Annotated in this window: 31 protein-coding genes, 1 tRNA gene and 2 pseudogenes; 27 read left to right on the top strand and 7 right to left on the bottom strand. The window is 34.4% G+C overall.

Features of this window, described 5'->3' with window-relative positions:
- Positions 1–142 precede the first annotated feature (142 nt).
- Positions 143–1405 (top strand): tyrosine--tRNA ligase, encoded by a 1263-nt coding sequence (tyrS, locus tag IGJ90_RS07945; RefSeq protein WP_002357324.1) that lies wholly within the window; start codon positions 143–145, stop codon positions 1403–1405.
- A gap of 65 nt (positions 1406–1470) precedes the next feature.
- Here the strand turns inward: tyrS and IGJ90_RS07940 are convergent, their stop codons facing one another.
- From IGJ90_RS07940 to IGJ90_RS07925, 4 genes are all read right to left on the bottom strand, one after another.
- Positions 1471–2604 (bottom strand): tyrosine-type recombinase/integrase, encoded by a 1134-nt coding sequence (locus tag IGJ90_RS07940; RefSeq protein ID WP_438709757.1) that lies wholly within the window; start codon positions 2602–2604, stop codon positions 1471–1473.
- Positions 2605–2621: 17 nt separating this feature from the next.
- The gene (locus IGJ90_RS07935) at positions 2622–2939 is read right to left on the bottom strand and encodes a hypothetical protein (protein ID WP_438709756.1); all 318 of its coding nucleotides are present in this window, start codon (positions 2937–2939) and stop codon (positions 2622–2624) included.
- A 67-nt stretch (positions 2940–3006) separates the two neighbouring features.
- A complete protein-coding gene (locus IGJ90_RS07930) occupies positions 3007–4017 on the bottom strand; it encodes an LPXTG cell wall anchor domain-containing protein (RefSeq protein WP_070363885.1) in 1011 nt (336 codons plus the stop codon).
- Between the two features lie 254 nt (positions 4018–4271).
- Positions 4272–5018: a helix-turn-helix domain-containing protein gene (locus IGJ90_RS07925; RefSeq protein WP_438767941.1), complete on the bottom strand. Its 747-nt coding sequence runs from the start codon at positions 5016–5018 to the stop codon at positions 4272–4274.
- A gap of 161 nt (positions 5019–5179) precedes the next feature.
- On the opposite strand from IGJ90_RS07925, the gene IGJ90_RS07920 reads away from it, so the two are divergent.
- From IGJ90_RS07920 to IGJ90_RS07910, 3 genes are all read left to right on the top strand, one after another.
- Positions 5180–5413 (top strand): helix-turn-helix transcriptional regulator, encoded by a 234-nt coding sequence (locus tag IGJ90_RS07920; RefSeq protein WP_128704547.1) that lies wholly within the window; start codon positions 5180–5182, stop codon positions 5411–5413.
- Between the two features lie 12 nt (positions 5414–5425).
- A complete protein-coding gene (locus tag IGJ90_RS07915) occupies positions 5426–5626 on the top strand; it encodes a hypothetical protein (RefSeq protein WP_070363880.1) in 201 nt (66 codons plus the stop codon).
- 305 nt (positions 5627–5931) lie between these two features.
- The gene (locus IGJ90_RS07910; RefSeq protein WP_263307712.1) at positions 5932–6210 is read left to right on the top strand and encodes a hypothetical protein; all 279 of its coding nucleotides are present in this window, start codon (positions 5932–5934) and stop codon (positions 6208–6210) included.
- On the opposite strand, the pseudogene IGJ90_RS07905 reads toward IGJ90_RS07910, so the two are convergent.
- A pseudogene (locus tag IGJ90_RS07905) lies at positions 6207–6436 on the bottom strand (DUF2188 domain-containing protein). The gene IGJ90_RS07910 and the pseudogene IGJ90_RS07905 sit on opposite strands and share 4 nt — an antisense overlap.
- Positions 6437–6641: 205 nt before the next feature.
- Here IGJ90_RS07905 and IGJ90_RS07900 point away from each other — a divergent pair.
- Positions 6642–6767 (top strand): hypothetical protein, encoded by a 126-nt coding sequence (locus IGJ90_RS07900; protein ID WP_277992524.1) that lies wholly within the window; start codon positions 6642–6644, stop codon positions 6765–6767.
- Positions 6768–6769: 2 nt separating this feature from the next.
- Here IGJ90_RS07900 and IGJ90_RS07895 read toward each other — a convergent pair whose 3' ends face one another.
- A complete protein-coding gene (locus tag IGJ90_RS07895; RefSeq protein ID WP_242384544.1) occupies positions 6770–6967 on the bottom strand; it encodes a hypothetical protein in 198 nt (65 codons plus the stop codon).
- A 101-nt stretch (positions 6968–7068) separates the two neighbouring features.
- Here IGJ90_RS07895 and IGJ90_RS07890 point away from each other — a divergent pair, with 101 nt between their 5' ends.
- The 3 genes from IGJ90_RS07890 (at position 7069) to IGJ90_RS07880 (ending at position 7956) form a co-directional block, all read left to right on the top strand.
- Complete coding sequence (locus tag IGJ90_RS07890) at positions 7069–7422, top strand: hypothetical protein (protein WP_438767937.1); 354 nt, start codon at positions 7069–7071, stop codon at positions 7420–7422.
- Between the two features lie 76 nt (positions 7423–7498).
- Positions 7499–7651 (top strand): hypothetical protein, encoded by a 153-nt coding sequence (locus IGJ90_RS07885; protein ID WP_175577906.1) that lies wholly within the window; start codon positions 7499–7501, stop codon positions 7649–7651.
- Between the two features lie 146 nt (positions 7652–7797).
- Entirely contained in the window at positions 7798–7956 is a 159-nt protein-coding gene (locus tag IGJ90_RS07880) for a hypothetical protein (protein ID WP_438767935.1), read from the top strand.
- Here the strand turns inward: IGJ90_RS07880 and IGJ90_RS07875 are convergent, their stop codons facing one another.
- Positions 7957–8157 (bottom strand): KTSC domain-containing protein, encoded by a 201-nt coding sequence (locus tag IGJ90_RS07875; RefSeq protein ID WP_154081271.1) that lies wholly within the window; start codon positions 8155–8157, stop codon positions 7957–7959.
- Positions 8158–8263: 106 nt separating this feature from the next.
- On the opposite strand from IGJ90_RS07875, the gene IGJ90_RS07870 reads away from it, so the two are divergent.
- From IGJ90_RS07870 to IGJ90_RS07780, 19 genes and pseudogenes are all read left to right on the top strand, one after another.
- Positions 8264–8458 carry a hypothetical protein gene (locus tag IGJ90_RS07870; RefSeq protein ID WP_325817408.1) on the top strand — a complete coding sequence of 65 codons (195 nt, stop codon included), beginning with the start codon at positions 8264–8266 and terminating at the stop codon, positions 8456–8458.
- 429 nt (positions 8459–8887) lie between these two features.
- A complete protein-coding gene (locus IGJ90_RS07865; protein WP_430610729.1) occupies positions 8888–9085 on the top strand; it encodes a helix-turn-helix domain-containing protein in 198 nt (65 codons plus the stop codon).
- 196 nt (positions 9086–9281) lie between these two features.
- On the top strand, positions 9282–9614 hold the full coding sequence (locus tag IGJ90_RS07860; protein ID WP_438709752.1) for a hypothetical protein: 333 nt from the start codon (positions 9282–9284) through the stop codon (positions 9612–9614).
- Complete coding sequence (locus tag IGJ90_RS07855; protein WP_161994452.1) at positions 9601–10251, top strand: ERF family protein; 651 nt, start codon at positions 9601–9603, stop codon at positions 10249–10251. The genes IGJ90_RS07860 and IGJ90_RS07855 overlap by 14 nt, the downstream gene beginning before the upstream one ends.
- Positions 10248–10889 carry a putative HNHc nuclease gene (locus IGJ90_RS07850; protein ID WP_002363343.1) on the top strand — a complete coding sequence of 214 codons (642 nt, stop codon included), beginning with the start codon at positions 10248–10250 and terminating at the stop codon, positions 10887–10889. The genes IGJ90_RS07855 and IGJ90_RS07850 overlap by 4 nt, the downstream gene beginning before the upstream one ends.
- A 4-nt stretch (positions 10890–10893) precedes the next feature.
- Positions 10894–11094 carry a hypothetical protein gene (locus IGJ90_RS07845; RefSeq protein WP_438767932.1) on the top strand — a complete coding sequence of 67 codons (201 nt, stop codon included), beginning with the start codon at positions 10894–10896 and terminating at the stop codon, positions 11092–11094.
- A gap of 40 nt (positions 11095–11134) precedes the next feature.
- Complete coding sequence (locus tag IGJ90_RS07840) at positions 11135–11980, top strand: Lin1244/Lin1753 domain-containing protein (RefSeq protein ID WP_033918919.1); 846 nt, start codon at positions 11135–11137, stop codon at positions 11978–11980.
- Between the two features lie 11 nt (positions 11981–11991).
- Positions 11992–12843 (top strand): ATP-binding protein, encoded by an 852-nt coding sequence (locus tag IGJ90_RS07835; RefSeq protein ID WP_010711589.1) that lies wholly within the window; start codon positions 11992–11994, stop codon positions 12841–12843.
- Position 12844: 1 nt separating this feature from the next.
- The gene (locus tag IGJ90_RS07830) at positions 12845–13279 is read left to right on the top strand and encodes a RusA family crossover junction endodeoxyribonuclease (RefSeq protein ID WP_438768323.1); all 435 of its coding nucleotides are present in this window, start codon (positions 12845–12847) and stop codon (positions 13277–13279) included.
- On the top strand, positions 13279–13422 hold the full coding sequence (locus tag IGJ90_RS07825) for a hypothetical protein (RefSeq protein WP_010784724.1): 144 nt from the start codon (positions 13279–13281) through the stop codon (positions 13420–13422). Before IGJ90_RS07830 ends, IGJ90_RS07825 begins: the two co-directional genes overlap by 1 nt.
- 92 nt (positions 13423–13514) lie before the next feature.
- Complete coding sequence (locus tag IGJ90_RS07820) at positions 13515–13712, top strand: hypothetical protein (protein WP_174114335.1); 198 nt, start codon at positions 13515–13517, stop codon at positions 13710–13712.
- Between the two features lie 103 nt (positions 13713–13815).
- Positions 13816–14559 carry a DNA-methyltransferase gene (locus IGJ90_RS07815; protein WP_438767930.1) on the top strand — a complete coding sequence of 248 codons (744 nt, stop codon included), beginning with the start codon at positions 13816–13818 and terminating at the stop codon, positions 14557–14559.
- A gap of 57 nt (positions 14560–14616) precedes the next feature.
- Positions 14617–15012 (top strand): annotated as a pseudogene (locus IGJ90_RS07810) (phage antirepressor KilAC domain-containing protein); the annotation flags it as partial.
- 320 nt (positions 15013–15332) lie between these two features.
- Positions 15333–15749 (top strand): ArpU family phage packaging/lysis transcriptional regulator, encoded by a 417-nt coding sequence (locus IGJ90_RS07805; protein ID WP_438767928.1) that lies wholly within the window; start codon positions 15333–15335, stop codon positions 15747–15749.
- Between the two features lie 1463 nt (positions 15750–17212).
- Positions 17213–17284, top strand: a tRNA-Glu gene (locus tag IGJ90_RS07800).
- Positions 17285–17501: 217 nt separating this feature from the next.
- Positions 17502–17588 carry a putative holin-like toxin gene (locus tag IGJ90_RS07795; protein WP_219376566.1) on the top strand — a complete coding sequence of 29 codons (87 nt, stop codon included), beginning with the start codon at positions 17502–17504 and terminating at the stop codon, positions 17586–17588.
- 355 nt (positions 17589–17943) lie between these two features.
- Positions 17944–18171, top strand: a complete 228-nt coding sequence (locus IGJ90_RS07790; RefSeq protein WP_438767926.1) for a hypothetical protein — start codon at positions 17944–17946, stop codon at positions 18169–18171.
- A 41-nt stretch (positions 18172–18212) separates the two neighbouring features.
- Positions 18213–18929, top strand: coding sequence for a phage terminase small subunit (gene terS / locus IGJ90_RS07785; RefSeq protein ID WP_438767924.1), 717 nt, complete (start codon positions 18213–18215; stop codon positions 18927–18929).
- A complete protein-coding gene (locus IGJ90_RS07780; RefSeq protein ID WP_070363859.1) occupies positions 18898–20187 on the top strand; it encodes a PBSX family phage terminase large subunit in 1290 nt (429 codons plus the stop codon). The genes terS and IGJ90_RS07780 overlap by 32 nt, the downstream gene beginning before the upstream one ends.

Genomic DNA, 20187 nt, shown 5'->3' with positions numbered 1-20187 from the left:
TACACCAATTGCCATTTTTTGTTGAAAAAACTTAAGAGAAAATAGGGAAATCTCATTTTTTGACTTTTCAAGTGTGACAGAATCGGTTACTATGAATAGGGGAAATTGATCTATTATTATGTTTTACTATAGGAGGAAAATCATGAATTCAGCTTTTTTTGAAGAATTAAAAGCCCGTGGGTTGGTCTACCAAGTCACAGATGAAGAAGCCTTACAAAAACAATTAAATGAAGAATCTGTTAAATTATATATCGGCTTTGATCCAACGGCAGACAGTTTACACATCGGGCATCTACTGCCAATTCTTATGTTACGTCGTTTCCAACAAAATGGCCATGTGCCCATTGCTTTAGTTGGTGGCGGAACAGGCATGATTGGTGATCCATCATTCAAAGATGCAGAACGTAGTTTAAACACACTTGATACAGTGAAAGCTTGGTCTGAAAGTATTAAGGGCCAGTTGTCACGTTTTATCGATTTTGAAGATGAAAAAAATCCAGCGATTCTAGCAAATAACTATGATTGGCTTGGAGAGCTTTCATTAATTGATTTCTTACGTGATGTTGGAAAAAACTTTACGATTAACTATATGATGAGTAAAGAAAGCGTGAAACGCCGAATCGAAACAGGAATTTCTTATACTGAATTTGCGTATCAATTATTACAAGCGTATGATTTCTTGAAATTGTACGAAACAGAAGGCTGTTTATTGCAATTAGGCGGCAGTGATCAATGGGGAAACATTACTTCAGGGATTGAATTATTACGCCGAGAACAAGAAGTTCAAGGATTCGGCTTAACCATGCCTTTAATTACAAAAGCAGATGGTACCAAATTTGGTAAAACAGAAGGAAACGCAGTTTGGCTAGATGCGGAAAAAACTTCGCCATATGAATTTTATCAATTCTGGATTAACACAGATGATCGTGATGTCGTGAAATTCTTGAAATACTTTACTTTCTTAACATTGGATGAAATTGCAACAATTGAAGAAGAATTTACAGCGAACCCAGGTCAACGTGCTGCGCAAAAAGCGTTAGCCAAAGAAGTGACTACTTTAGTCCACGGTGAAGCAGCCTATCATCAAGCGGTTAAAATTTCAGAAGCGTTGTTCAGCGGGGATATCCAAAGCTTAACAGCAGAAGAAATTAAACAAGGCTTTAAAGATGTACCAACGTATGAGGTGCAACCAGAGGATCAATTAAGTTTAGTCGACTTATTAGTTACCTCAAAAATAGAACCATCCAAACGTCAAGCCCGTGAAGATGTTCAAAATGGAGCGATTTACGTCAATGGAGAACGTAGACAAGATTTAGCAGCTGAATTGACAGAAACTGATAAAATCGAAGGACAATTTACTGTGATTCGTCGCGGTAAGAAAAAATATTTCTTGTTAAAATACTAAAACAGGGTGTAATGCTTTGTATATATGGATTTCTAAAACGTTGAATACCAATTTGAATACCATATTTAGAAATTAGCATAATTAGATAATTTCTCGATTGCATTTCTTTCGGAGGACTTGGTTACATGAGTGTAAATATCCATAGTGGTGTTTACATTGGTGTGACCAAGTCTTTTTTGAACGTCTTTAATTGTAGCCCCAGATTCAAATAATAACGAAGCGTGAGTATGACGAAATGAATGAGGCGATAAAGCAGTTTGCAAATTTGAAGATAGTAGATGATTAATGTGTTCTAAATAATGTACAGTATTATTCTTTTTATGAAACACTAGTTGTTCACTATCCTTTTTTATTCTTAAACCATATTTTAGAAGTTCTTGTTTTTGTTGTTTTTTCCAAAAGCTTAATTCAGATACTGTTGTTTGATCAAGTCCGATAGTACGTTTTGATGCTTTGGTTTTAGGTTCGGAAATAATATATTTTTTTCCAATTCTGGTTAATGTTTTATTCACAGTTAACTGTTTTTGTGAAATATTAATATCATCCCAAGTTAAAGCATACAATTCGCCTTTTCGTAAGCCAGTAAAAGCTAGTACTCGAAACATTAGGTAGTCTTGAAAAGATAACTTGCTTTTTGCTTCTTCTAAAAACTGTTTTAACTCTGTAAGTTCTAAGAATTGTTTTTTGTCAGATTCGTTTGATTGATTTTTTTTAGGCATCACGACATATTGCATTGGATTCATTTCAATAATATCTTGAGAAACAGCATAGTCTAACATCTTTTGAGTAATTGATTTAAGTAAATGGAAAGCAGAGTATTCTTTACTCCACTTGTTAACGACTTTTTGGCACATCAATTTAGTTATTTTATTTATTCTAGTATTCCCAAATTCTGGCAGTATATGAAGTCGAAACATACGCTCTGTGTGACCTGCTGTGATGGGTTTAACTGTATTTACATATTGAGCATACCAAAGCTCGTAAACGTCTTTAAATGTGCTGTAATTTTGTTTTACAAAGCCTTTTGTGTCTACTTCCAATTCTAAACGAGAAAGAGCAAGTTTTGCTTCTTTTTGAGTTTTAAAGCCACGCCTAGTTGTACGCTTAGATTTTCCCGTTAATGGATCAATGCCTAAATATGCATTGAACATATAGGCAGTTGAACCATCTTTCTTTGTATATTTTTTTATTGTAGCCATATTTATGAACTCCTTTTTTACTCAAATTCAAGTTCCGCAACACTTTCTTCGAAATAGTTTAAAACATTATGCTCATCAATAAACTCTAACCATTGTTTACGCCAATAATCTTCGAGCGGACATTTAGGTACATGAGGACTAATTTGGTTATACAAATTGCTAACAGTAGTTTCCCACATGTTGTTTACTTCATGTTCTAATTTAATTAGATTCCAGCGTTTGTCTTTTGGACGTTTTTGATTTTTTTCATTTTGATAATCAATTGCTTTTTCTAAAAAGATATTTTTTGCTCTACAATTTTCTTCTAAATATTTTTTGAATTCATCTAGGTACATAGTTTTCTTCCTTTCTCGAATGTATGTTCTTATGTTTTTTTAAAGAAAAGCCCGAAGGCTTTTCTTGTTATCCAATTTTTTTAATTAATATAAAAGCACTAGATACTAAAAGGAAAAATAATCCAACAATAGGTAAAGTATGATTGCCTTTTTCTCCAGTTTTTGGCAAAGTAGCTTTAGATGCTGAATTTGGCATTGTTTTAGCTTCTTTTTGTGACAATGTGTTTACATTAGATATTTCATTTTGAACAGGTACATTATTTGCTGTTGAATTAACGGTTACAGAATTTTCAGTGTTTTCTGTTGAAAGTGATGATGCAGGATTACCAATAGTTACTGTTGTTTGTATTGTTGTTTCGGGATTGTTTTTATCAGTAAATGAAACATTATATTGCCCTGGCAATGAACAATTAATTACTTCGATATTTTTATTAGCATTTCCTTGTGCAAGAGTTAAGCCAAGTTTTTGGGCTTGCGAAATTGTCATTAACTGAATATTATTTAAATTTGCTGTTCCAAGTAATGCATCAAGATCAGTATGATAAACTTTTGAATTTTGTTGCCCGTTTTTAGAAACATATGCATAGTTACTTGTTATAACAATATCTAAATTTGATTTATCTCCATATGTGTAACTAACTAAGCTTAATAAATCATTTTTTGTAAGTTTTACGCCATTTTCAACATTGTATTGACCGTTTTTAGCAGTCAAAAAAGGCTTTGGTACAGCGCTAGGTTTTTCTGTTGGTTCTGGAGTTGGGACAGTAGTTGGTTTTGTCGAGCTACTAGTACTTGAACTGTCAACGGAACTTGAAGATTGGGATTCAGTTGATGTTCTTGAACTATCGATAGTAGTACTATGCTCTGATTCTGCTTGAGTTGAAGAACTTGAACTAGTGTCAGTTTCAACGCTAGAGGATGTAGTGCTACTAGCTAAATCATTCGTTGTAGTAAAGGTACTATCTGTTGTAGCAATATTAGAATTTGTAGTCGAGCTGCTAGTCGTTTCCCCATATACAGTTTGCGATGAATAAATAAGTGATAAAAGAACAACAGATGATAATAAAATTTTTTTCATATAAAAATTCCTCATTTCTAAAAAATATTTATATAAAAACCACCTAGCCAAATTGGTCAGGTGGTTCTTTTTCGTTAACATAAAACCACTTTCCAAAGTTTCTGATTAGTCGTTTTTTAGTTATATTTATTTTTTCTGTTTGTCTCTTGTTTTCCATAAGATAACAGAGATGTTAGTAATCAAAACTAGTAAAACAATAAGAATATAAGGGGCTATTTTAAAAAATAGTATTAAATATTCTAAAAATTTTTCCATTACATAACCACTTTTCCAACGATTCTGAACTCATCATTTTCAGTAATGATAATATCTTTGTATTTTTTATTGAATGATTCCAGTCTAATAAGGTTATTTTCAAACCAGATTCGCTTTAAAAACGATTCACCGTTCACAATAACAACGCCGATGTTACCGCTAAAAATCTCTGACTGCCGTTTTACAAAAACGTAATCGTTATCATGGAAGATAGGTTCCATAGAATCGCCGTTAACACTTAGACAAAAATCTGCCTCATCTGGTATTTGTTCAATAGGTAACTCTATTTCTTCACAAGTTTCATCTGTTAAAAATTCGCCTGTTCCTGCAGACACAGCCCCATACCATTTTGTAGTCCCATAAATTATGTCTTCTTCTTTTCTCTTTCTAAATTGTTCTAAAGAAGTGATGGGGTTATTTTCTCGTTTAATCTCTTGTTCTTGCTCTTTCAATTGATTCTCTGCAAAATCATAAACTTTTTGTTGGCGAGATGGTGTGAGTTGATTGTAGACAGGTAAGACGTCTAAGGTATTTTTATAAATAGATTGCCCCGACAACCAAGCCATATCCACTTGAAAATAGTTTGCAAGTAAACCTACTAATTGTAGCTTGGGTGATCTTTCACCATTTTCATATCTTGATAAAGTTGTTTTAGTTGTACCTATATTTTTTGCCAATTCTTCTAAAGTTATTCCTTTTTCTATTCGTAATTCTTTAAGCCTTTCTGGAAATAACTTCTCATTCATATTTTATCACCTCCAAATTTTCTTTACAATACAAAGTATAATGCGATAAGTACAAAAAGTAAATAAAAAAGTTACCAAATGGTAAAAAAAGTGTTGACATTGGTAAAAAGTGTAGTATACTCAATTTGTAACCGAATGGTAACTCGAGGAGGTGAGATTAAATGGAAAAAGCTTTTAATCGATTAAAAGGCTTAAGAGCAGAAAGAGGTTTAACACAAGTTGATATGGCAAAATTGTTAGGTATGAACCCCGTTACTTATAGAAAAAAAGAAAATGGAGAACGTGATTTTACGTTAAAAGAAGTTGCTAAAGCGCAAGAAGTATTGGAGATTGATCCTCAGTACTATTTTTTTTATAAATTTAGTAACCAAACGGTAACAGGTCGGCCAGCATAGGAGGTAATAGAGATGATAAAAATTAATAGAAGTAATTCAAAAAGTGGAAGTAATTATGATGCTAATAGTATTGAAGAAGCTCAAAAAATCGTGAGTGAACTGATAGATAAAGATACAGTTACAATCACGATTAAACAAAAAGAGTGTGAAGAAGGAGAACCTGTGACAGCTAACGGCGATAAATTTTCTGACGTAAATAATCACTATCGCTAGAAGTAAACAGACCTTCGTAGTTCGAGGTCAATCCGCCAATAAACAGTCGGTCTTGTTTGGTGATTACCTGAAAAAACGAATCTCTGATTTGTATAATTGTTTTGTTTGACAAGATTATCCATACGTTAGGCTGTATCTGAATAAAGTCTTTTGAAACACTCTGAATAATGGATTGAAGCGAATTAGCGTTTGAAGCTCTTTCTAATTCAACAGAAACAATATATTTTTCCATATATATTTCACCTCCTTGGGCTAATTTTATCAAGAGGTGGGAATCAAAACAACCAGCATAGGAGGTGAGAAGGATGGATAAAAATCAACAAGAAGCAAAAGAAACTAGAAACATATTTGAAGGACGTAGCTTCAAATATCCACCAGTCTCAAAGGAAGAGTACATTAAAGCATATGAAGAATATGTTAAGCGATGTTCAGAAAAGCATTTAAATGTAACAACTCTTGAAGAATATACGAAAATTGCTGTTGAAACAGATGAAGAAAACCCGAAAACAATCGCAGTTATCACTGCTGATGATATTGAACCATGCGAAGGTTTTCGAGTTCGAATGACTCCTAGATACGATTAATGTTCTTTATCACGTGGAGGTATAGGATCGTTTCCAAAACTATCCTTTGATTGTATTTGTCCATTCTTTTTTTGGACAATAAATTCAGATTGCTGTTTTTTAGAAATCTTTTTACCATACTCAATTGCATCTGATTTTTTATCAAAAACTTTTGTATCTTTGGAATTTCCTTCACCATGAACAGCCCATTTACATTTCTAGGAGATACCCATTGATTTTTACCCATACAAATCACCACCTTTCGAAAATATTTTATCAAGAGGTGGATATTGAAACAACCAGCCTAGGAGGTGTGGAGTATGGAAGGGACAATACGTATGATAGATAATCAAATAATTATTGAGTCAGGAACAGGAATTTTACTTTTTGATAAACATGGCTTTAGCTATGAAGTTAAAAAGGGATAAGTTCTATTAGGAGGTATTCAGAGAATGTTAAGTAAGGAAACATACAAGTCAATTGAAAAGTTTATTCAAGAATATTTGAATTCTAGTAAAAAGAAAAGCCCTGCAATGATTTGGGCCATTGCAAAGCTAATTGAAAGTATTACGTTTTAATTTTAAATAATATTAACAAACTTAACTGTAGAGAGATTGATAATTTTACTATCAATATAATCATCTAATTTAACATGAATATAATTATTGTCATTTGGTAGTTCATCAATCAAAGTAGTTGCAGAAAAACGAAAATCTTTATCAAAAACAAAGGTAACTCTTTTTTGCTTTGATAAAGCATCCATAATAGTTTGCTTCATTACCAATAATCCTCCTTATCAGTTATTTCAGTGGACCACTCACTGATAAGGAAATTTTATCAAAAAAAATAAATAGAAATCAATCAGCGTGAGGTGAAAAAATGCAGGGAATCGACTTTCTAACAGAACAACTAGACAGCGAAATAAAAGAAGTATCTGAACAGATTATTGATTGCCAAAAATCTGCATTGGAACTTCAAGAAAAATATCAACGTCTAGTTGCAAAACGTGAATATATATTGCTGAACGAAGAAATATATGTAGCTAGTAAAAAAACTAGTTTTACCAAAAAAGAATTACAAAAGAAATTCAAGTTGGGTGATGACACGTTTAACATGATCAAAAAAATAGGTCGTTTAGAAGAAATTGACAAAAGAGGTAACGCAAAGATTTATGATTTAGAACAATTTATACAGGCAAGAGAAGAGTACAAATTGTGGAAGTCGAAAAGGTAATACCATATCAGAAAATAAAAGGACTGAGAAAAATGGACAACTTAGTAATTATGAAAAACCAATGGGAGGGAAGAAAATGAACGAAGAAAAAATGGGTATTCTAAACGAAGAAAATTACACAAGGTTAATCGTTGAAACAGAAGAAGGGGAAAAAATAGCAGAAGTCACATTGACTGATGCAACTCCTGCGGATGGTTACGTAATTAGACTAACACCTAAGTATGATTAACCCTTTGGTGGAAACGGATCGTTTCCGTAGCTGTCCCGACGTTGAATTTTTCCATCTTGTCCGCTGGGAACCGTCCACATAAACAAAAATAGTTGTAAGACAAATGAATTTTGATTTAAACGACATAGTGTAGGAGGTAATTTGAAATGAATGAAGAAGGAAAAGAAAAAATACGTGAACTAGCATTGAAAATTGTAGAGCTATTAAAAGAACATGGTAATCCTAATATGAAAATTGAAATTAGCATAGATAGAATCGAACAAACAAGTGTTGACTGGTCAGAGCCAACACCTGCATGGGACTGATTAGTATCCACGTCTGAAAGGGTACCTTTTAATATTTTGATGATAGTAGCTACCTTTTGAAGAAGACGACAATAGTCCCTCGTAAATATAATGAGGCACACCTGTATGCGTATAAACACCGTTGTGGAATTGGACCGTCAACTCTTGATTGGATGAATTATATCCAACAGCAACCATATTACTAGAAGAAACAGGAATCATTTCCACTCATATTCACCACCTTATTAGTTATTTCAGTGGACCACTCACTGATAAGAGAATTTTAGCAAAAAAAAATTATATAAATCAATAGCATAGGAGGTTAATCATGAAAGCAATCCGAGAAGCACGATTGATAGGAGCATTTTTAGTGATGATTGCACTAGGTGCGTTCTTGAAAAGTCAATTTTCAGTGGTAGTAGTGACCATATTCATTGTACCAATCTTTATACGTTGGTTTTTTGATTGGGACGAGGCCAAGTATCAATACTCTAAAAAAAGAAGAGGAATTAAATATGAATAAAAAGAAACAAATAAAAAAACTACTCACCGCATTGGCTATTGGAGTAGTCATTGGGCAGGTAGTTTTAATAAGAGTTGAATTTTATGACTAATTCAATTTAGTTTTTGCACCGCAAGCAGGGCAAGTTACAGAGCTAGAAACTCCGCTAGGGAGTTTTCTACCACAATTGAAACAAATCAAATTTTTGCGGACAGCCTTAGTAAGCTCACGTCTAATTTTAGCTTTACTAGGGACTTTAACCTTGATTTTAACACCCATAGTATCACCTACTTTCCATAAGTATTTGAATAAAGCTCAGTTGGCATTAGGTCTTTATTCTTTGTAAATATATCACAATATACTGTATTAAATGTTAAGTTGATACTACATGTTGTATTTATTGTGTTACAAATGTTGCGAAAATATGTTCGTAAAAAGGGAGATAAGATTATGTGGAAAAAAATAGAAGAAATTATGCAAGAAAAAGAGATGAGCCAATATAAATTAGCTAAAAAGATGAAGGTTCATGGTTCTGTAATTACTGAATTAAAGAAAGGAAGAATTAAAAAACCAAGTTTTGAGTTAGCTTGTAAATTGGCGGATGCATTGGGAATTAGTCTAGATGATTTGAGGGAGGATAAGAAATGACAAGAAAAGAAAAATTGCAACAAGCAAAAAGATTAGCTGATTTATGGTACAAGCAACAAAAAAGTCAACTATACATTGCGCAACAAAAAGAGCGCAGAGGGATTGCATGATGAAAAAAGCGACTATGCCGCCAAGCAATTAGTCGCATACAAAAATTACACTAGAAAAATTGTAACACAGAAAAGAGGTTTTGTGAATGAATCGTAGAGAAGCAAATGCGCTAGATCAATATTTAACAGAATCGCCTGAAACGCTTAGTGAAGAGGATGATGAAGAAATTAGAGATTGGAAAGACAATGTATTGACAATCTATGACGAAGTATTGGAAGTAACGCTTAGGGATACTATTTCAGGGAAAACAATTGAAAAGATTACGAAATCAGAAGATTACATGGAACTTATTCTTGATGAGTATGAAGATTGTATTCCCATTAAAGTTACCTTTTTTGATGCAGGAGACTATATTCGATTAAACCCTTGTCGTTGGTCAGTTTGTTATAAAGAGGAGAGAGAACATGTCAGAAGATAAAAAAACATTTGTAGAAAAACTAATTGCTGTGCAAACAGCATTAAAAGCTCCTAAAGGGCAATATAACTCGTTTGGAAAATATAAGTATCGATCAGCAGAAGATATTCTAAATGCTGTGAAGCCACTAAATGCAGAGCAAGGATTACTTTTGACACTATCAGATGAACCTTTGCTAATCGGAGATTGGCATTACATTAAGGCAACTGCGACTATAACGGATGGCATTATAAAAGAAAGCTTCACCGCATACGCTAGAGAATCACTTACCAAGAAAGGGATGGATGATAGCCAAATTACTGGAACTGCTTCTTCGTATGCACGGAAGTATGCGCTAAATGGATTATATCTAATTGATGATACAAAAGATGCGGATACAGACGAATACAAGAAACAAGAAAAAAATGTAAAGAAAATTACTAAAAAACAATTGGAACAGTTGAAAGCAAATTTCCAAAAAATAGCTGCGTTAAAAAAAGTTTCAGAAAAAAGTGTAGAAGCTCAATTTCTGACGATTATAAAATTTGATGGAAAGATAGAAGATTTAGACACAGAAATACATCATAAGCTAATGGAATTAACCAATAGAAATATTCATAAGCTAGAAAATGAACAATTTTTTAATGATGTGATGGAATGATTGGAAAAATCATAAAACATAAAGGAAATAAATTAGCTATCGAGTTCGAGGAAGAAATTAACTCAAATTTCCTCGATCTCCTAGCTAACAATGATGATAATTTGGCAAAAGTTGAACTGTTAGACAATCGGCAAATGTCTCAAAAACAGAATGCACTTTCTCATGTTTTAATAGCTGACATCGCTCGTTGGAGTTATGACGAGCCTAAATGGATAGAAGGGGTTTTAAAATATTACTACGAAGCTAAAAGCGGTGTGTATTTTGAACACAGTAAGGCTACACGACATGAAGCAACAGAATGGATTAGTTTTTTAATCGAATTTATTTTGAAAAATGATGTGCCACTAGAAAAGAGATACCAATACTTGCTAGAAAATAACAAATGGTTTTATTACTGCCTTAAATATCGTAAGTGTTGTATTTGTGGGAAACATGCCGATGTTTGTCATATCGAGGTAGTCGGTATGGGGCGAAATCGTCAAAAGATTAATCACGAAACATTTACTTTTTACGCTGGTTGTCGTCAACATCATCAAGAAGAACATCAGATAGGTACTAAGAACTTTTTAAACAAGTATCAAATTAAACCAGTAAAACTAAACGTTGAAGAACGTAAGAAGTTGAATATCGGAGGCTAACAGTTTGGTAGAGGAATTACTTGAAAAATACAGGCAATTAACATCGAGTCAAAAACTATTTTTTGAACTATTAGTATTTGTCTATATCGGTTCAAGAAATGGTAAAGGAATAGCTATTGAAGCACAAACAATAAAAAAAGTCGTTAACGGAGAAATTAGGCATAAATATGTCTATACGGTCGTTGTTGATGAGGAGGATAACTAGTGAGAGGGGATTTTCCCCTCATATCTAGGGAGGTGATGGAATGGCAAGACCTTTAAAACAAGGAATTGACTACTTTTCGCTTTCTGTAGATTTTTTAAGAGATATAAAGGTTCGTAAAATCAAACGTGCGTGTGGGCCTCACGCTGTCGAAATACTACTTTGCCTGCTGGGTAATATTTATCGGGAAACTGGTTATTACATTGGGTGGGATGAAGATACGATGTTCTTAGTTGCTGACGAAGTTGGGGCGAAAGAGGGTCTAGTTGAAGAGACAGTAAATAAGGCTATTCAAGTTGGATTTTTTAATCAAGAGAAGTTCAATAATTATAAAATTTTGACTTCTAGTGGAATACAAAAAAGATATCTCGAAGCTACTAAAAAAAGGAAAGAAGTAGTTATTTCCGACATTTACTTAGTTAATGACACCTTAAAGGAGAAAGAAACCCTAGTTAACGGTGCTAATAATACACAAAGTAAAGTAAAGGAAAGTAAAGTAAATAAAAGTAAAGTAAACAAAAAAGAAACAGACACCCGTCGGCTGTCGGCTGAAAAAGATTTTTTGGAAAATCCTCTAGGAGACCCAAAAGTTGAGGAATTGGTTCGGTATTTTTCTCAAAACATTTGCAGACCAACTCCAGTAAATCTCACTGACTTAGCATACGATTTGCATGATTTTGATGATGATTTAGCGTTGCTGAAAGAAGCAATAAAAATTTGCGCTAGAAAAAACAAACGAAGCTACAGTTACTTTGCAGGAATACTAAAGATATGGCGTGCAAATGAGATAAAAAGCTATGCTGATTTTTTGGAAAAAGAACAGCAGGCTCAAAAAAATAGCAAAGGGAAAAATGAAGGTCATTCTGATTATGACGACCTTGGATTTTAGGAGGGGCACAAATGAAATCAAGTAAGAATCCTTTTGAGGTAATGATTAAAACATTGCTATACATTGTGCCTGAAGCATGTCCGGATTGTGGTGGAGTAATGCATGCGTGGCGAGCTAAAAATAAAGACGGCACCGATCGTTGTCCTCCAGTCTGTATGTCTTGTGGTTATAAAGCACGTAAAAAAATTCAAGATTTAGATGCAGTGAAACGCTCTAGAGAGAGTTTGAAGGCGAGAGCAATTAATTATTTAACGTATAGCTCGCTTTATACAGACAAACAATTGATTCAGCGTCGTTTTAGCACATTTAAAACAGTAGATGATGAGACCAAACTTGCTTTTGAATTAGCAAAGCGTATGGCAACAGAAGTGTTATTAGAGAAACCTATTCATATGGTTTTATCAGGCAAAAGCGGTGTAGGAAAAAGCCATCTAGCTATGGCAACCGCATGGGAAGTATTGGAAAAATCAAACTACAACAAACGATGCTTATTTATTAGTTATGCAGAGCTTTTGGAACAATTGAAATTTGCGATGAATGATGAACAAGCTAGAAAAGAAATAACAGGTAGCTTGATGGCAGAAATTAAAAGTGCTGATTTTGTTGTTTTAGATGATTTAGGTGCTGAATTGGGCGTGAAGCAATTCGATGACAGAAACAAGAGTACAAATTTTAATAACGATACATTAAATCGAATCGTAGAAGCTCGACAAAATAAAGCGACTGTATTTACAACGAACTTAACAGGAAAAGAATTAAGTCAAGCATATGGAGAAAGGATTGTTTCTAGAATCATGAATCATTCAAAGGGGTTTGTATTCTCGATAAAGGCATCAAAAGATAAACGGATTGTTGGGATTTGAGGTGGAAGCGATGCGAATTATTCTACCGATTGAACCAAAGCCACAAAGTCGCCCGAGATTCGCAAGACGTGGGAATTATGTTCAAACGTACGAAGATCGAGCGATGAAAGAATACAAAAATCAAGTAAAGAATTATCTTCGAAAATCAAGAGCAAAGTTGATTGAAAAAGGGCCAATTTCCGCTCATGTGACGTTTTACATCCATCCGCCTAAATCAGCTCTAAGCAATAAACAGAAACGCTTAGAAGTGGAATTAGAGCGGAAATATTGCGACAAAAAGCCCGATTTGGACAACTATTTCAAAGCAGTGACAGATGCTGCCGAAGGTATTTTATATAAAAACGATGGTCAAATTGCTGTGATGGCTTGCCAAAAGTTGTACAGTATGCGACCACGAATAGAAATTGAAATTATGAGTTTGGAGGAACAAAAGTAGTGGGAAAAAAAGGAAAACGGATAAAAAAGCAAAATCGGAAACGAAAAAACGCTGCTATTGCAAACGGCACATACAGTAAGCGAGGTAAAAGCGATGGTATGTATAAAATGCAAGGGACAGATGATTGTCTGGGAAAAAGATAAGTTGAAACATCAAAAAGGTTTTTATTGTCCGTTATGCAACAAAAACGGGCAAAGTGTTGCGAAAAAGTTAGCTGAGATTAGGAGTGTCAATGATGGAAATAATAAAAATTAGAATTTTTGTAAATAACAGAACATTAATGATGACTACGTATTATGATACTGAAATAAACAAAAAAGGGCTTGATAAATTGATTAACTTACTTAATGATGTTGCACACAGAAATAAGCTTGTAAGAATTGGCGATGTTATTTTGAAGCCCAAAACGGTTGAAAGAATAATTGTACTTTAAATAAAAAAGAAGGGAGTGGAGGTTTGGTCGACCACAAAGAATTCTTTACTCCTTTGAAAATATGGAATTTAACAAAATATATAACGAAGATTGCTTAGAAGGGATGAAACGAATACCAGATAAGAGCATAGACATGATTTTGTGTGATTTACCGTATGGGACTACGAAAAATAAGTGGGATAGTATTATTCCGTTTGAGAAATTGTGGGAACAATATGAGCGAATCATTAAGGACAATGGCGCAATTGTCTTAACAGGATCACAACCATTTACGACAGACATAATCATGAGCAACAGAAAATTATTCAGATACGAATTAATTTGGAACAAAAAACATTCTACTAATTTTTTCTTAGCTAATAAGATGCCTTTGAAGGTGCATGAGAACATTCTTGTTTTTTACAAAAAGCTTCCAACCTACAACAAACAGATGATTCCAAGAATAAGCAAACGAATAGCAGAACATCAAGCAAACGGTTATGTTTTACCAGAATCCACTAATTCGGATAATTACGGAATTATACGAGGTGTAGTAGATTCGAGACATTACGATAAAGATTGGAAAAATCCGATTAGTATTTTAGATATTAATCAAGTGAAAAGTAATGCCCATGAGCGTACAGGACACCCTACCCAAAAACCGGTTGCATTGTTTGAATACTTAATCAAAACATACACAAATGAAAATGAAGTTGTATTAGATAACTGCATCGGTTCAGGCACTACAGCAGTTGCTGCAATTAACACTAATCGTCAGTTTATTGGTTTTGAGAAAGAAAAAGAATATTTTGACATTGCTATTGAGAGGATTAAGAAAGTGAGTGAAGAAAATGTTTCCAAAATTTAGGGCATGGGATAAGGAAAATAAAGAAATGCATGAAGTTTGTTGCATGAAGTTTTATGATTAGCTGCTGACTTGGAAGAAGAAAAAATGATGCTTGAACAAAAAGTAGCGGAGTATGAGCCTAAAATCACTTATCTTGATACAATTTTAGCTTCGAAAGATACAGTCACGACTTCTCAAATTGCAGCAGATTATGGCATGTCGGCTATTCAATTAAATAAACTGTTACACCGATTAGGTGTCCAACGAAAAGTTAGCGGACAATGGTTGCTTTACAAAAAGCATATGAATTGTGGATATACTAAATCTCATACAAGCGAAATTAAGCAATCGAATAATACAGTTAAAATAGTGATGAGTACGAAGTGGACGCAGAAAGGTAGATTGTTTATTTACAACTTGTTAAAAGATGAAGGCTATTTACCTCAAATGGACTTATGGGATAACGTTTCTTAAGTAGAGCACAAAAAAAGCCAACCGACCACTGGTTGACTAAGAAGAATATTTTACCAGAAAAGTGGTAGCTTGTGATATGTGAGGTTACTTTACCCCAAACATTGGTCACAATAAAAGTATTTTATCATAAATAGAAAAACTCAACTAGTTTTTTCTAGTCGAGTTTTCTAGATGACACCACTCAAGATGAATTGAGTTGTCCATATTATATCATGATGAAATATGAAATTTCAATAAGAGTAAATAAAAAAAGCCGGATTGCTCCGACTGTGAGTAATGTTTTCGACATAGTTATTATACCACAAAAGGAGCGATTCCACTTGATTCAATTGCTAAAAGAAGTAGATTTTCGACAAACAAAAGCGAATGCTAGAAATGTGTTGAAGAGTTTTAGACGTTTAGAGCGAATAGCTGGTCGCTCTTTGATAGATTTAAAATCACCAATTATTACAGAAATGCCTAAAAGCCAAAGTCACGGGAACAAAGCAGAAGATGCGCTAGTACAATTAGCAGATGCAGAAGCAGAAAGAGACGCAATTTTATCTGCGCTTATGGCATTGAGCCTAACTAGCAGACAAATTTTGCATTATAGTTTTTGTGTGCAGGACCATTGCTCTAATTACAAGATAGCTAGGGAAGTTGGATATTCCGAAAGAAGTATTCAACGAATGAAATCAGAAGCTTTAATTGAATTTGCCGAAGCGTATCGAAATGGAAAAATAATTGCCTATAAATAAAATTTTGGCGGTTTTTTGGCGGAAAGTTGGCGGTTTTTATCAATATTTAGATGTTATTATAGTAGTGTCGAAAGATAAGGAAACGAGGTAAGGCATGCATTACCTTTCTTAGCTCCGTTTCGTTTATCTTTGGATGCTACCTACAAAAAAATAAAGAATAAGGATGTGGAAAGTCCAGTTCTTTCTGTCTCGTTTAGTCTAGGTAGCAAAATATTGCAATAAGCTTGGCATGAGGCTTACACGTAGACGTACGCTGAAAGCACTTGTCAAGATAGCGCTATGTAAGTTGCAATGATCACTCACAAATCAGTCGTTCTCAAACTAAAAGAAATGGGGTGTAATTCCTTTCTCTTTTTTCTACAGGTTTGTGAGTGATTACTATTAAAAATTGAAAAATCAATAGATTTAAACCTAGTGAAGAGCATTTGAACAATGTGCTAGGGTAGTATGGGATAAGTCGATAACTAAAATGAATCGGGATACTGATTGATTTTAGTGGTGGATTTTACAGCAATGTAAAAAGGACTAATAGTAAAAGCTATTAATTGCAAAGTACTACGTGGAATTTGTGCAGGTGTAAGGTACGAAACTTTCGGGCGTGACAATAGACGCTCCAGTGGAGAATAATCTAAGTTAGGTGGAAGTGTGAGAAGCTTGGCAGACCTTAGAAACCTCAAACCAAGCGCTTTGCAGAGAAACTGAGAAATCAGTGTTTAACGAAAGAAGTCGGTACGAGTAGCTTAATGCAGCAATTTATTTACAGATGACAAATAATAAAAATGGGACTCTTATGTAAATGCTGAATGTTCAAGTGAAAGTTATTAGCCAGTAGAGCTAGATCATACAGAAAAAGCAAAGAGAAGCTATTGGGTAGCGCCTGATAGTTCAGCCTCTTTGGGTATGTGACTGAATAACACTGTAAACAAAGGAAGCAGGAAGAAAAGCCTAAATCTGTTGATTTTTGAGTTTTTAAATATCGCTGTGGCGGAACAGGTAGACGCTCGTACGTGAGATTAGACATTGGAACAACGTATAAGTTCGTATGTAGGGCTTTGGCCCATCGGTTAAATCTAATCATGCAAGGTGCAAATCCTTGCCAGCGATATTGGGAGGACTTGCTAACACGAGGCCAGTGTAGTAAGTATCTGACCCTATAAGCATATGCAGTCTGTTGATTTTTGAGTTTTTAATCATCGCTGTGGCGGAAGTAGAGAGACGCAAAGGTGAAGATAGAAAGCGTAAGGCGCACTATTGGGACCTTGTACAAAACTAGAGAGGGTTAGTGCATGAGTGGTGCAATCCCACTCCAGCGATATGAGAGTTTGCGGTAAGCTCGATTGCCTGTAACGAAAACCGTATAGAGATTGAGCAGTTAGCACGTGGCAATCAGCCACTATGTCATTCTAGGGCGCTGCCGAATGAACGATCTCAAAAAATGGCATAATGTAATTGATACTTTCGGTTGGCGTGTAGCTTAAAGGTAGAGCGTTGGGTGTTCTGTTCAAAATATGCAGGTTCGATTCCTGTCACGCCAATAGGTAGCTTTGCTACTTAAATAAAAGAATCGTCAATAGATGTTTCTGCTACATTCACGTGAGGCACTAGCTTGCAAGTGCCTCTTTTTTTATCTGGTAGAAGAATGAAAAATTATGTATAATAACTTTTGTAGAAAAGTGAAAAGATGGTGGCTAATCTCTTGAATAAAGGGGTGATGCCTATGGTTCATAGCTTTATCCCTAGAAGGGAGTAGGCATGTCTGTATTCGAAGCATTATCGCTAATGATTGCATTCGCAACGTTAGTTTTGCTGATTATAGACCATACGAACACAAAAAAATAACCATCTAACACTTTGACAGGTCGTAGATGGTTATCAAAACTAATTTATGACAGTCACCGTCTTTTTAACGGTTCTACATTTTGGACGTGTTAGTAGCACGTCCTTTTTCTATATACATTATACCATGAAACAAAATAAATTCAATCAGGACTACTCAATGTAAGTGAGTGGTCTTTTTTTGTACATAAAAAAGCCACTAGACTATGGGTTCTAGTGGCTAGGTAGCATTCGTGCAAAATTTGTTAGTTATGAGTGTAAACATCTACATTTATTCTAAAGGAGTTGCTACCCATAAATAGTATAACAAAAAATAATTTATTGAATCAAGTACATAAAAACAATTAGGAGAGAGAACATGAAAAACTATTGGTATGTATCGTTAACACATAGATATCCACAGCCGAACCACTCAACTGATTCAACACGTGTTGTAATGTCTGTGCAGATAAAGAAGAATGCTTCAATTGTTGAAATGACGAGAGAAGCTACACCGAAAGAGATTGATTCTTGTAAGTTAGTCTATTGTGGTTATGGTAGTTGGGGTGATAAGCATATACAAGAGAATGTAGAGAAATATATTTAATTTACAAAACAAATGTTGCAAAAAGTGAGGTGGTGTCACATGTGAAAAAATACGAATTGGCCAGAGAGGATTATGAAAAAGGCTTAAAATACAGAGAAATAGCTGAAAAGTATGGAGTGTCAATTAGTACTGTTAAATCATGGAAATCTCGTTATTGGTCGCAAGAAAAGGCTGCAACTAAGGATGCAACCATACCTAACAACAAGGGGGCGCCTGACAGAAATAAAAATGCTGTAAAACATGGTCTTTTTGCTAATTGGTTACCATCTGAAACATTAGAAATCATTAATGAGGTTGCAACCTCTGAGCCGGAAGACATTATTTGGAATAACATTATGATTCAATACACGGCTATTATCAGAGCGCAGAAAATCATGTATGTTTCTGGAACTGAAGATTTATCAAAAGAAGTTTCGAAATGGTCATCAAGTGATTCTGGTAGCTCAGAAGAATATGCTATCCAATATGCATGGGACAAACAAGCAAACTTTCTCAATGCGCAGTCAAGAGCGATGAGTACATTGTCTAATTTGATAAAGCAGTTTGTAGCTATTGCTGATGAGAAAGACGACAGACGGAAACGATTAGAGCTAATGTCAGCTCAAATCGAAAAAGCCGTTTCCGATGCTGCTATCGCTAAAAATAATGCGGATAAACTTACAGCAGGAGGTAGAGCAAATGATTTATTAAAAGCTTTATTAGATGTGAAGTCGGGAGGTAATGGCGATGGAAATAAAGTTCAGTCAGAAACAGATTGAAAATATTAACCAACCTATAAAACGTATTACCTTTGAATTAAACGAAGGCACTCCTCGTAGCGGGAAAACCACAAGTGATATATTTAAAATGGCAGACTTCTATTTACGTTCGCCTGACCAAAATCATCTTGTGACTGCTTATAATCAAGAACAAGCTTTCCGAATGTTTATGGACGGTGATGGTTTAGGCTTAATGCATATTTTTGATGGTGTTTCAGACATTCGACATGATGAACATGGGGACCATTTACTTTTATATGCTCCTAACGGAGAAAAAAAGATTTATTACAAAGGTGGAGGAAAGATAAACTCTGTGGGTGCTATTACTGGAATGTCTTTAGGTTCTGTGACATTTCTTGAGTTTAATTTATTGCATAAAGATTTTATCAATGAATGTTTTAGACGGACGTTTGCTGCAGAATGGCGTTATCATTTAGGCGAACAAAATCCACCAGCTCCTAATCATCCTAATTTAGAATTGTTAGAACGTTTTGAGAAATCAGGACGTTTTTTATTTCGGCATTGGACACCTAACGATAACCCAATCTTAAATGAGGAAAGAAAAAAACAATTATATGACGAGTTATCCAGTAGCGAATACCTATTGGAACGTGACTGGTACGGTCGTAGAGTTTTGCCACAAGGTGTTATTTATTCAATGTTCGGGAAGCACAACAAAGCAACTGAAATAAAAGGGAACATAATTGAAACGTTCTTTACTGCTGACGGTGGGCAAGCTGATGCAACTACCTGTGCATTTTGGGTTGTCACTTTCTATGATGGAAAATTTTATCTATATCGTTTAGCGAATTATTATCATAGTGGAACGGATACAGGTGTAACAAAAGCAATGTCTATTTATGCCAAGGAAATAAAAAAGTTTATTGAGTGGTGCTATACAAAATGGCGTTCTTTACCACATTGGAATTGGTTTTTTGTTGATCCAGCCTGCAAAACATTAAGAACAGAATTAGATTTGATTGGTATTGATACAGATAAAGCTGATAACAATAGTTCTGACAAAGTTTCTAGTAATGGTCTTAAAATTGAAGTGGGTATCGAACGATTGCAAAATACCATGACAAGCGGTCAATTTATTATTTTAGAAACAGGCGATAAATACGATCATTATAATTTTGAAAAAGAATTATCTATGTACGTGAGAAACGACAATGGACTGCCGATAGACAAATATAATCATGCTTTAGATGAAGCTAGGTATGGCAATAACTATTTTTACAAAAATTATATCGTTTAG

The sequence above is a fragment of the Enterococcus sp. AZ129 genome, from assembly GCF_051714505.1.
GTDB classification, from domain to species: Bacteria; Bacillota; Bacilli; order Lactobacillales; family Enterococcaceae; genus Enterococcus; species Enterococcus faecalis.
Note: the sequence above shows the minus strand (reverse complement) of the source record. Positions and strands in the feature narration are given on the sequence as shown.

Bases quoted from the DNA above. Each gene is read 5' to 3' on its own strand.
- IGJ90_RS07850 (WP_002363343.1), top strand. From the start codon at position 10,248: ATGATTGGAAAAATCATAAAACATAAAGGAAATAAATTAGCTATCGAG.
- IGJ90_RS07935 (WP_438709756.1), bottom strand. From the start codon at position 2,939: ATGTACCTAGATGAATTCAAAAAATATTTAGAAGAAAATTGTAGAGCA.
- tyrS (WP_002357324.1), top strand. From the start codon at position 143: ATGAATTCAGCTTTTTTTGAAGAATTAAAAGCCCGTGGGTTGGTCTAC.
- IGJ90_RS07915 (WP_070363880.1), top strand. From the start codon at position 5,426: ATGATAAAAATTAATAGAAGTAATTCAAAAAGTGGAAGTAATTATGAT.
- IGJ90_RS07860 (WP_438709752.1), top strand. From the start codon at position 9,282: ATGAATCGTAGAGAAGCAAATGCGCTAGATCAATATTTAACAGAATCG.
- IGJ90_RS07840 (WP_033918919.1), top strand. From the start codon at position 11,135: ATGGCAAGACCTTTAAAACAAGGAATTGACTACTTTTCGCTTTCTGTA.
- IGJ90_RS07815 (WP_438767930.1), top strand. From the start codon at position 13,816: ATGAAACGAATACCAGATAAGAGCATAGACATGATTTTGTGTGATTTA.
- IGJ90_RS07790 (WP_438767926.1), top strand. From the start codon at position 17,944: ATGAAAAACTATTGGTATGTATCGTTAACACATAGATATCCACAGCCG.
- IGJ90_RS07820 (WP_174114335.1), top strand. From the start codon at position 13,515: ATGGAAATAATAAAAATTAGAATTTTTGTAAATAACAGAACATTAATG.
- IGJ90_RS07890 (WP_438767937.1), top strand. From the start codon at position 7,069: ATGCAGGGAATCGACTTTCTAACAGAACAACTAGACAGCGAAATAAAA.
- IGJ90_RS07930 (WP_070363885.1), bottom strand. From the start codon at position 4,017: ATGAAAAAAATTTTATTATCATCTGTTGTTCTTTTATCACTTATTTAT.
- IGJ90_RS07855 (WP_161994452.1), top strand. From the start codon at position 9,601: ATGTCAGAAGATAAAAAAACATTTGTAGAAAAACTAATTGCTGTGCAA.
- IGJ90_RS07910 (WP_263307712.1), top strand. From the start codon at position 5,932: ATGGATAAAAATCAACAAGAAGCAAAAGAAACTAGAAACATATTTGAA.
- IGJ90_RS07865 (WP_430610729.1), top strand. From the start codon at position 8,888: ATGTGGAAAAAAATAGAAGAAATTATGCAAGAAAAAGAGATGAGCCAA.
- IGJ90_RS07895 (WP_242384544.1), bottom strand. From the start codon at position 6,967: ATGAAGCAAACTATTATGGATGCTTTATCAAAGCAAAAAAGAGTTACC.
- IGJ90_RS07885 (WP_175577906.1), top strand. From the start codon at position 7,499: ATGAACGAAGAAAAAATGGGTATTCTAAACGAAGAAAATTACACAAGG.
- IGJ90_RS07920 (WP_128704547.1), top strand. From the start codon at position 5,180: ATGGAAAAAGCTTTTAATCGATTAAAAGGCTTAAGAGCAGAAAGAGGT.
- IGJ90_RS07925 (WP_438767941.1), bottom strand. From the start codon at position 5,018: ATGAATGAGAAGTTATTTCCAGAAAGGCTTAAAGAATTACGAATAGAA.
- IGJ90_RS07795 (WP_219376566.1), top strand. From the start codon at position 17,502: ATGTCTGTATTCGAAGCATTATCGCTAATGATTGCATTCGCAACGTTA.
- IGJ90_RS07870 (WP_325817408.1), top strand. From the start codon at position 8,264: ATGAAAGCAATCCGAGAAGCACGATTGATAGGAGCATTTTTAGTGATG.
- IGJ90_RS07900 (WP_277992524.1), top strand. From the start codon at position 6,642: ATGTTAAGTAAGGAAACATACAAGTCAATTGAAAAGTTTATTCAAGAA.
- IGJ90_RS07940 (WP_438709757.1), bottom strand. From the start codon at position 2,604: ATGGCTACAATAAAAAAATATACAAAGAAAGATGGTTCAACTGCCTAT.
- IGJ90_RS07880 (WP_438767935.1), top strand. From the start codon at position 7,798: ATGAATGAAGAAGGAAAAGAAAAAATACGTGAACTAGCATTGAAAATT.
- IGJ90_RS07780 (WP_070363859.1), top strand. From the start codon at position 18,898: ATGGAAATAAAGTTCAGTCAGAAACAGATTGAAAATATTAACCAACCT.
- IGJ90_RS07875 (WP_154081271.1), bottom strand. From the start codon at position 8,157: ATGATTCCTGTTTCTTCTAGTAATATGGTTGCTGTTGGATATAATTCA.
- IGJ90_RS07835 (WP_010711589.1), top strand. From the start codon at position 11,992: ATGAAATCAAGTAAGAATCCTTTTGAGGTAATGATTAAAACATTGCTA.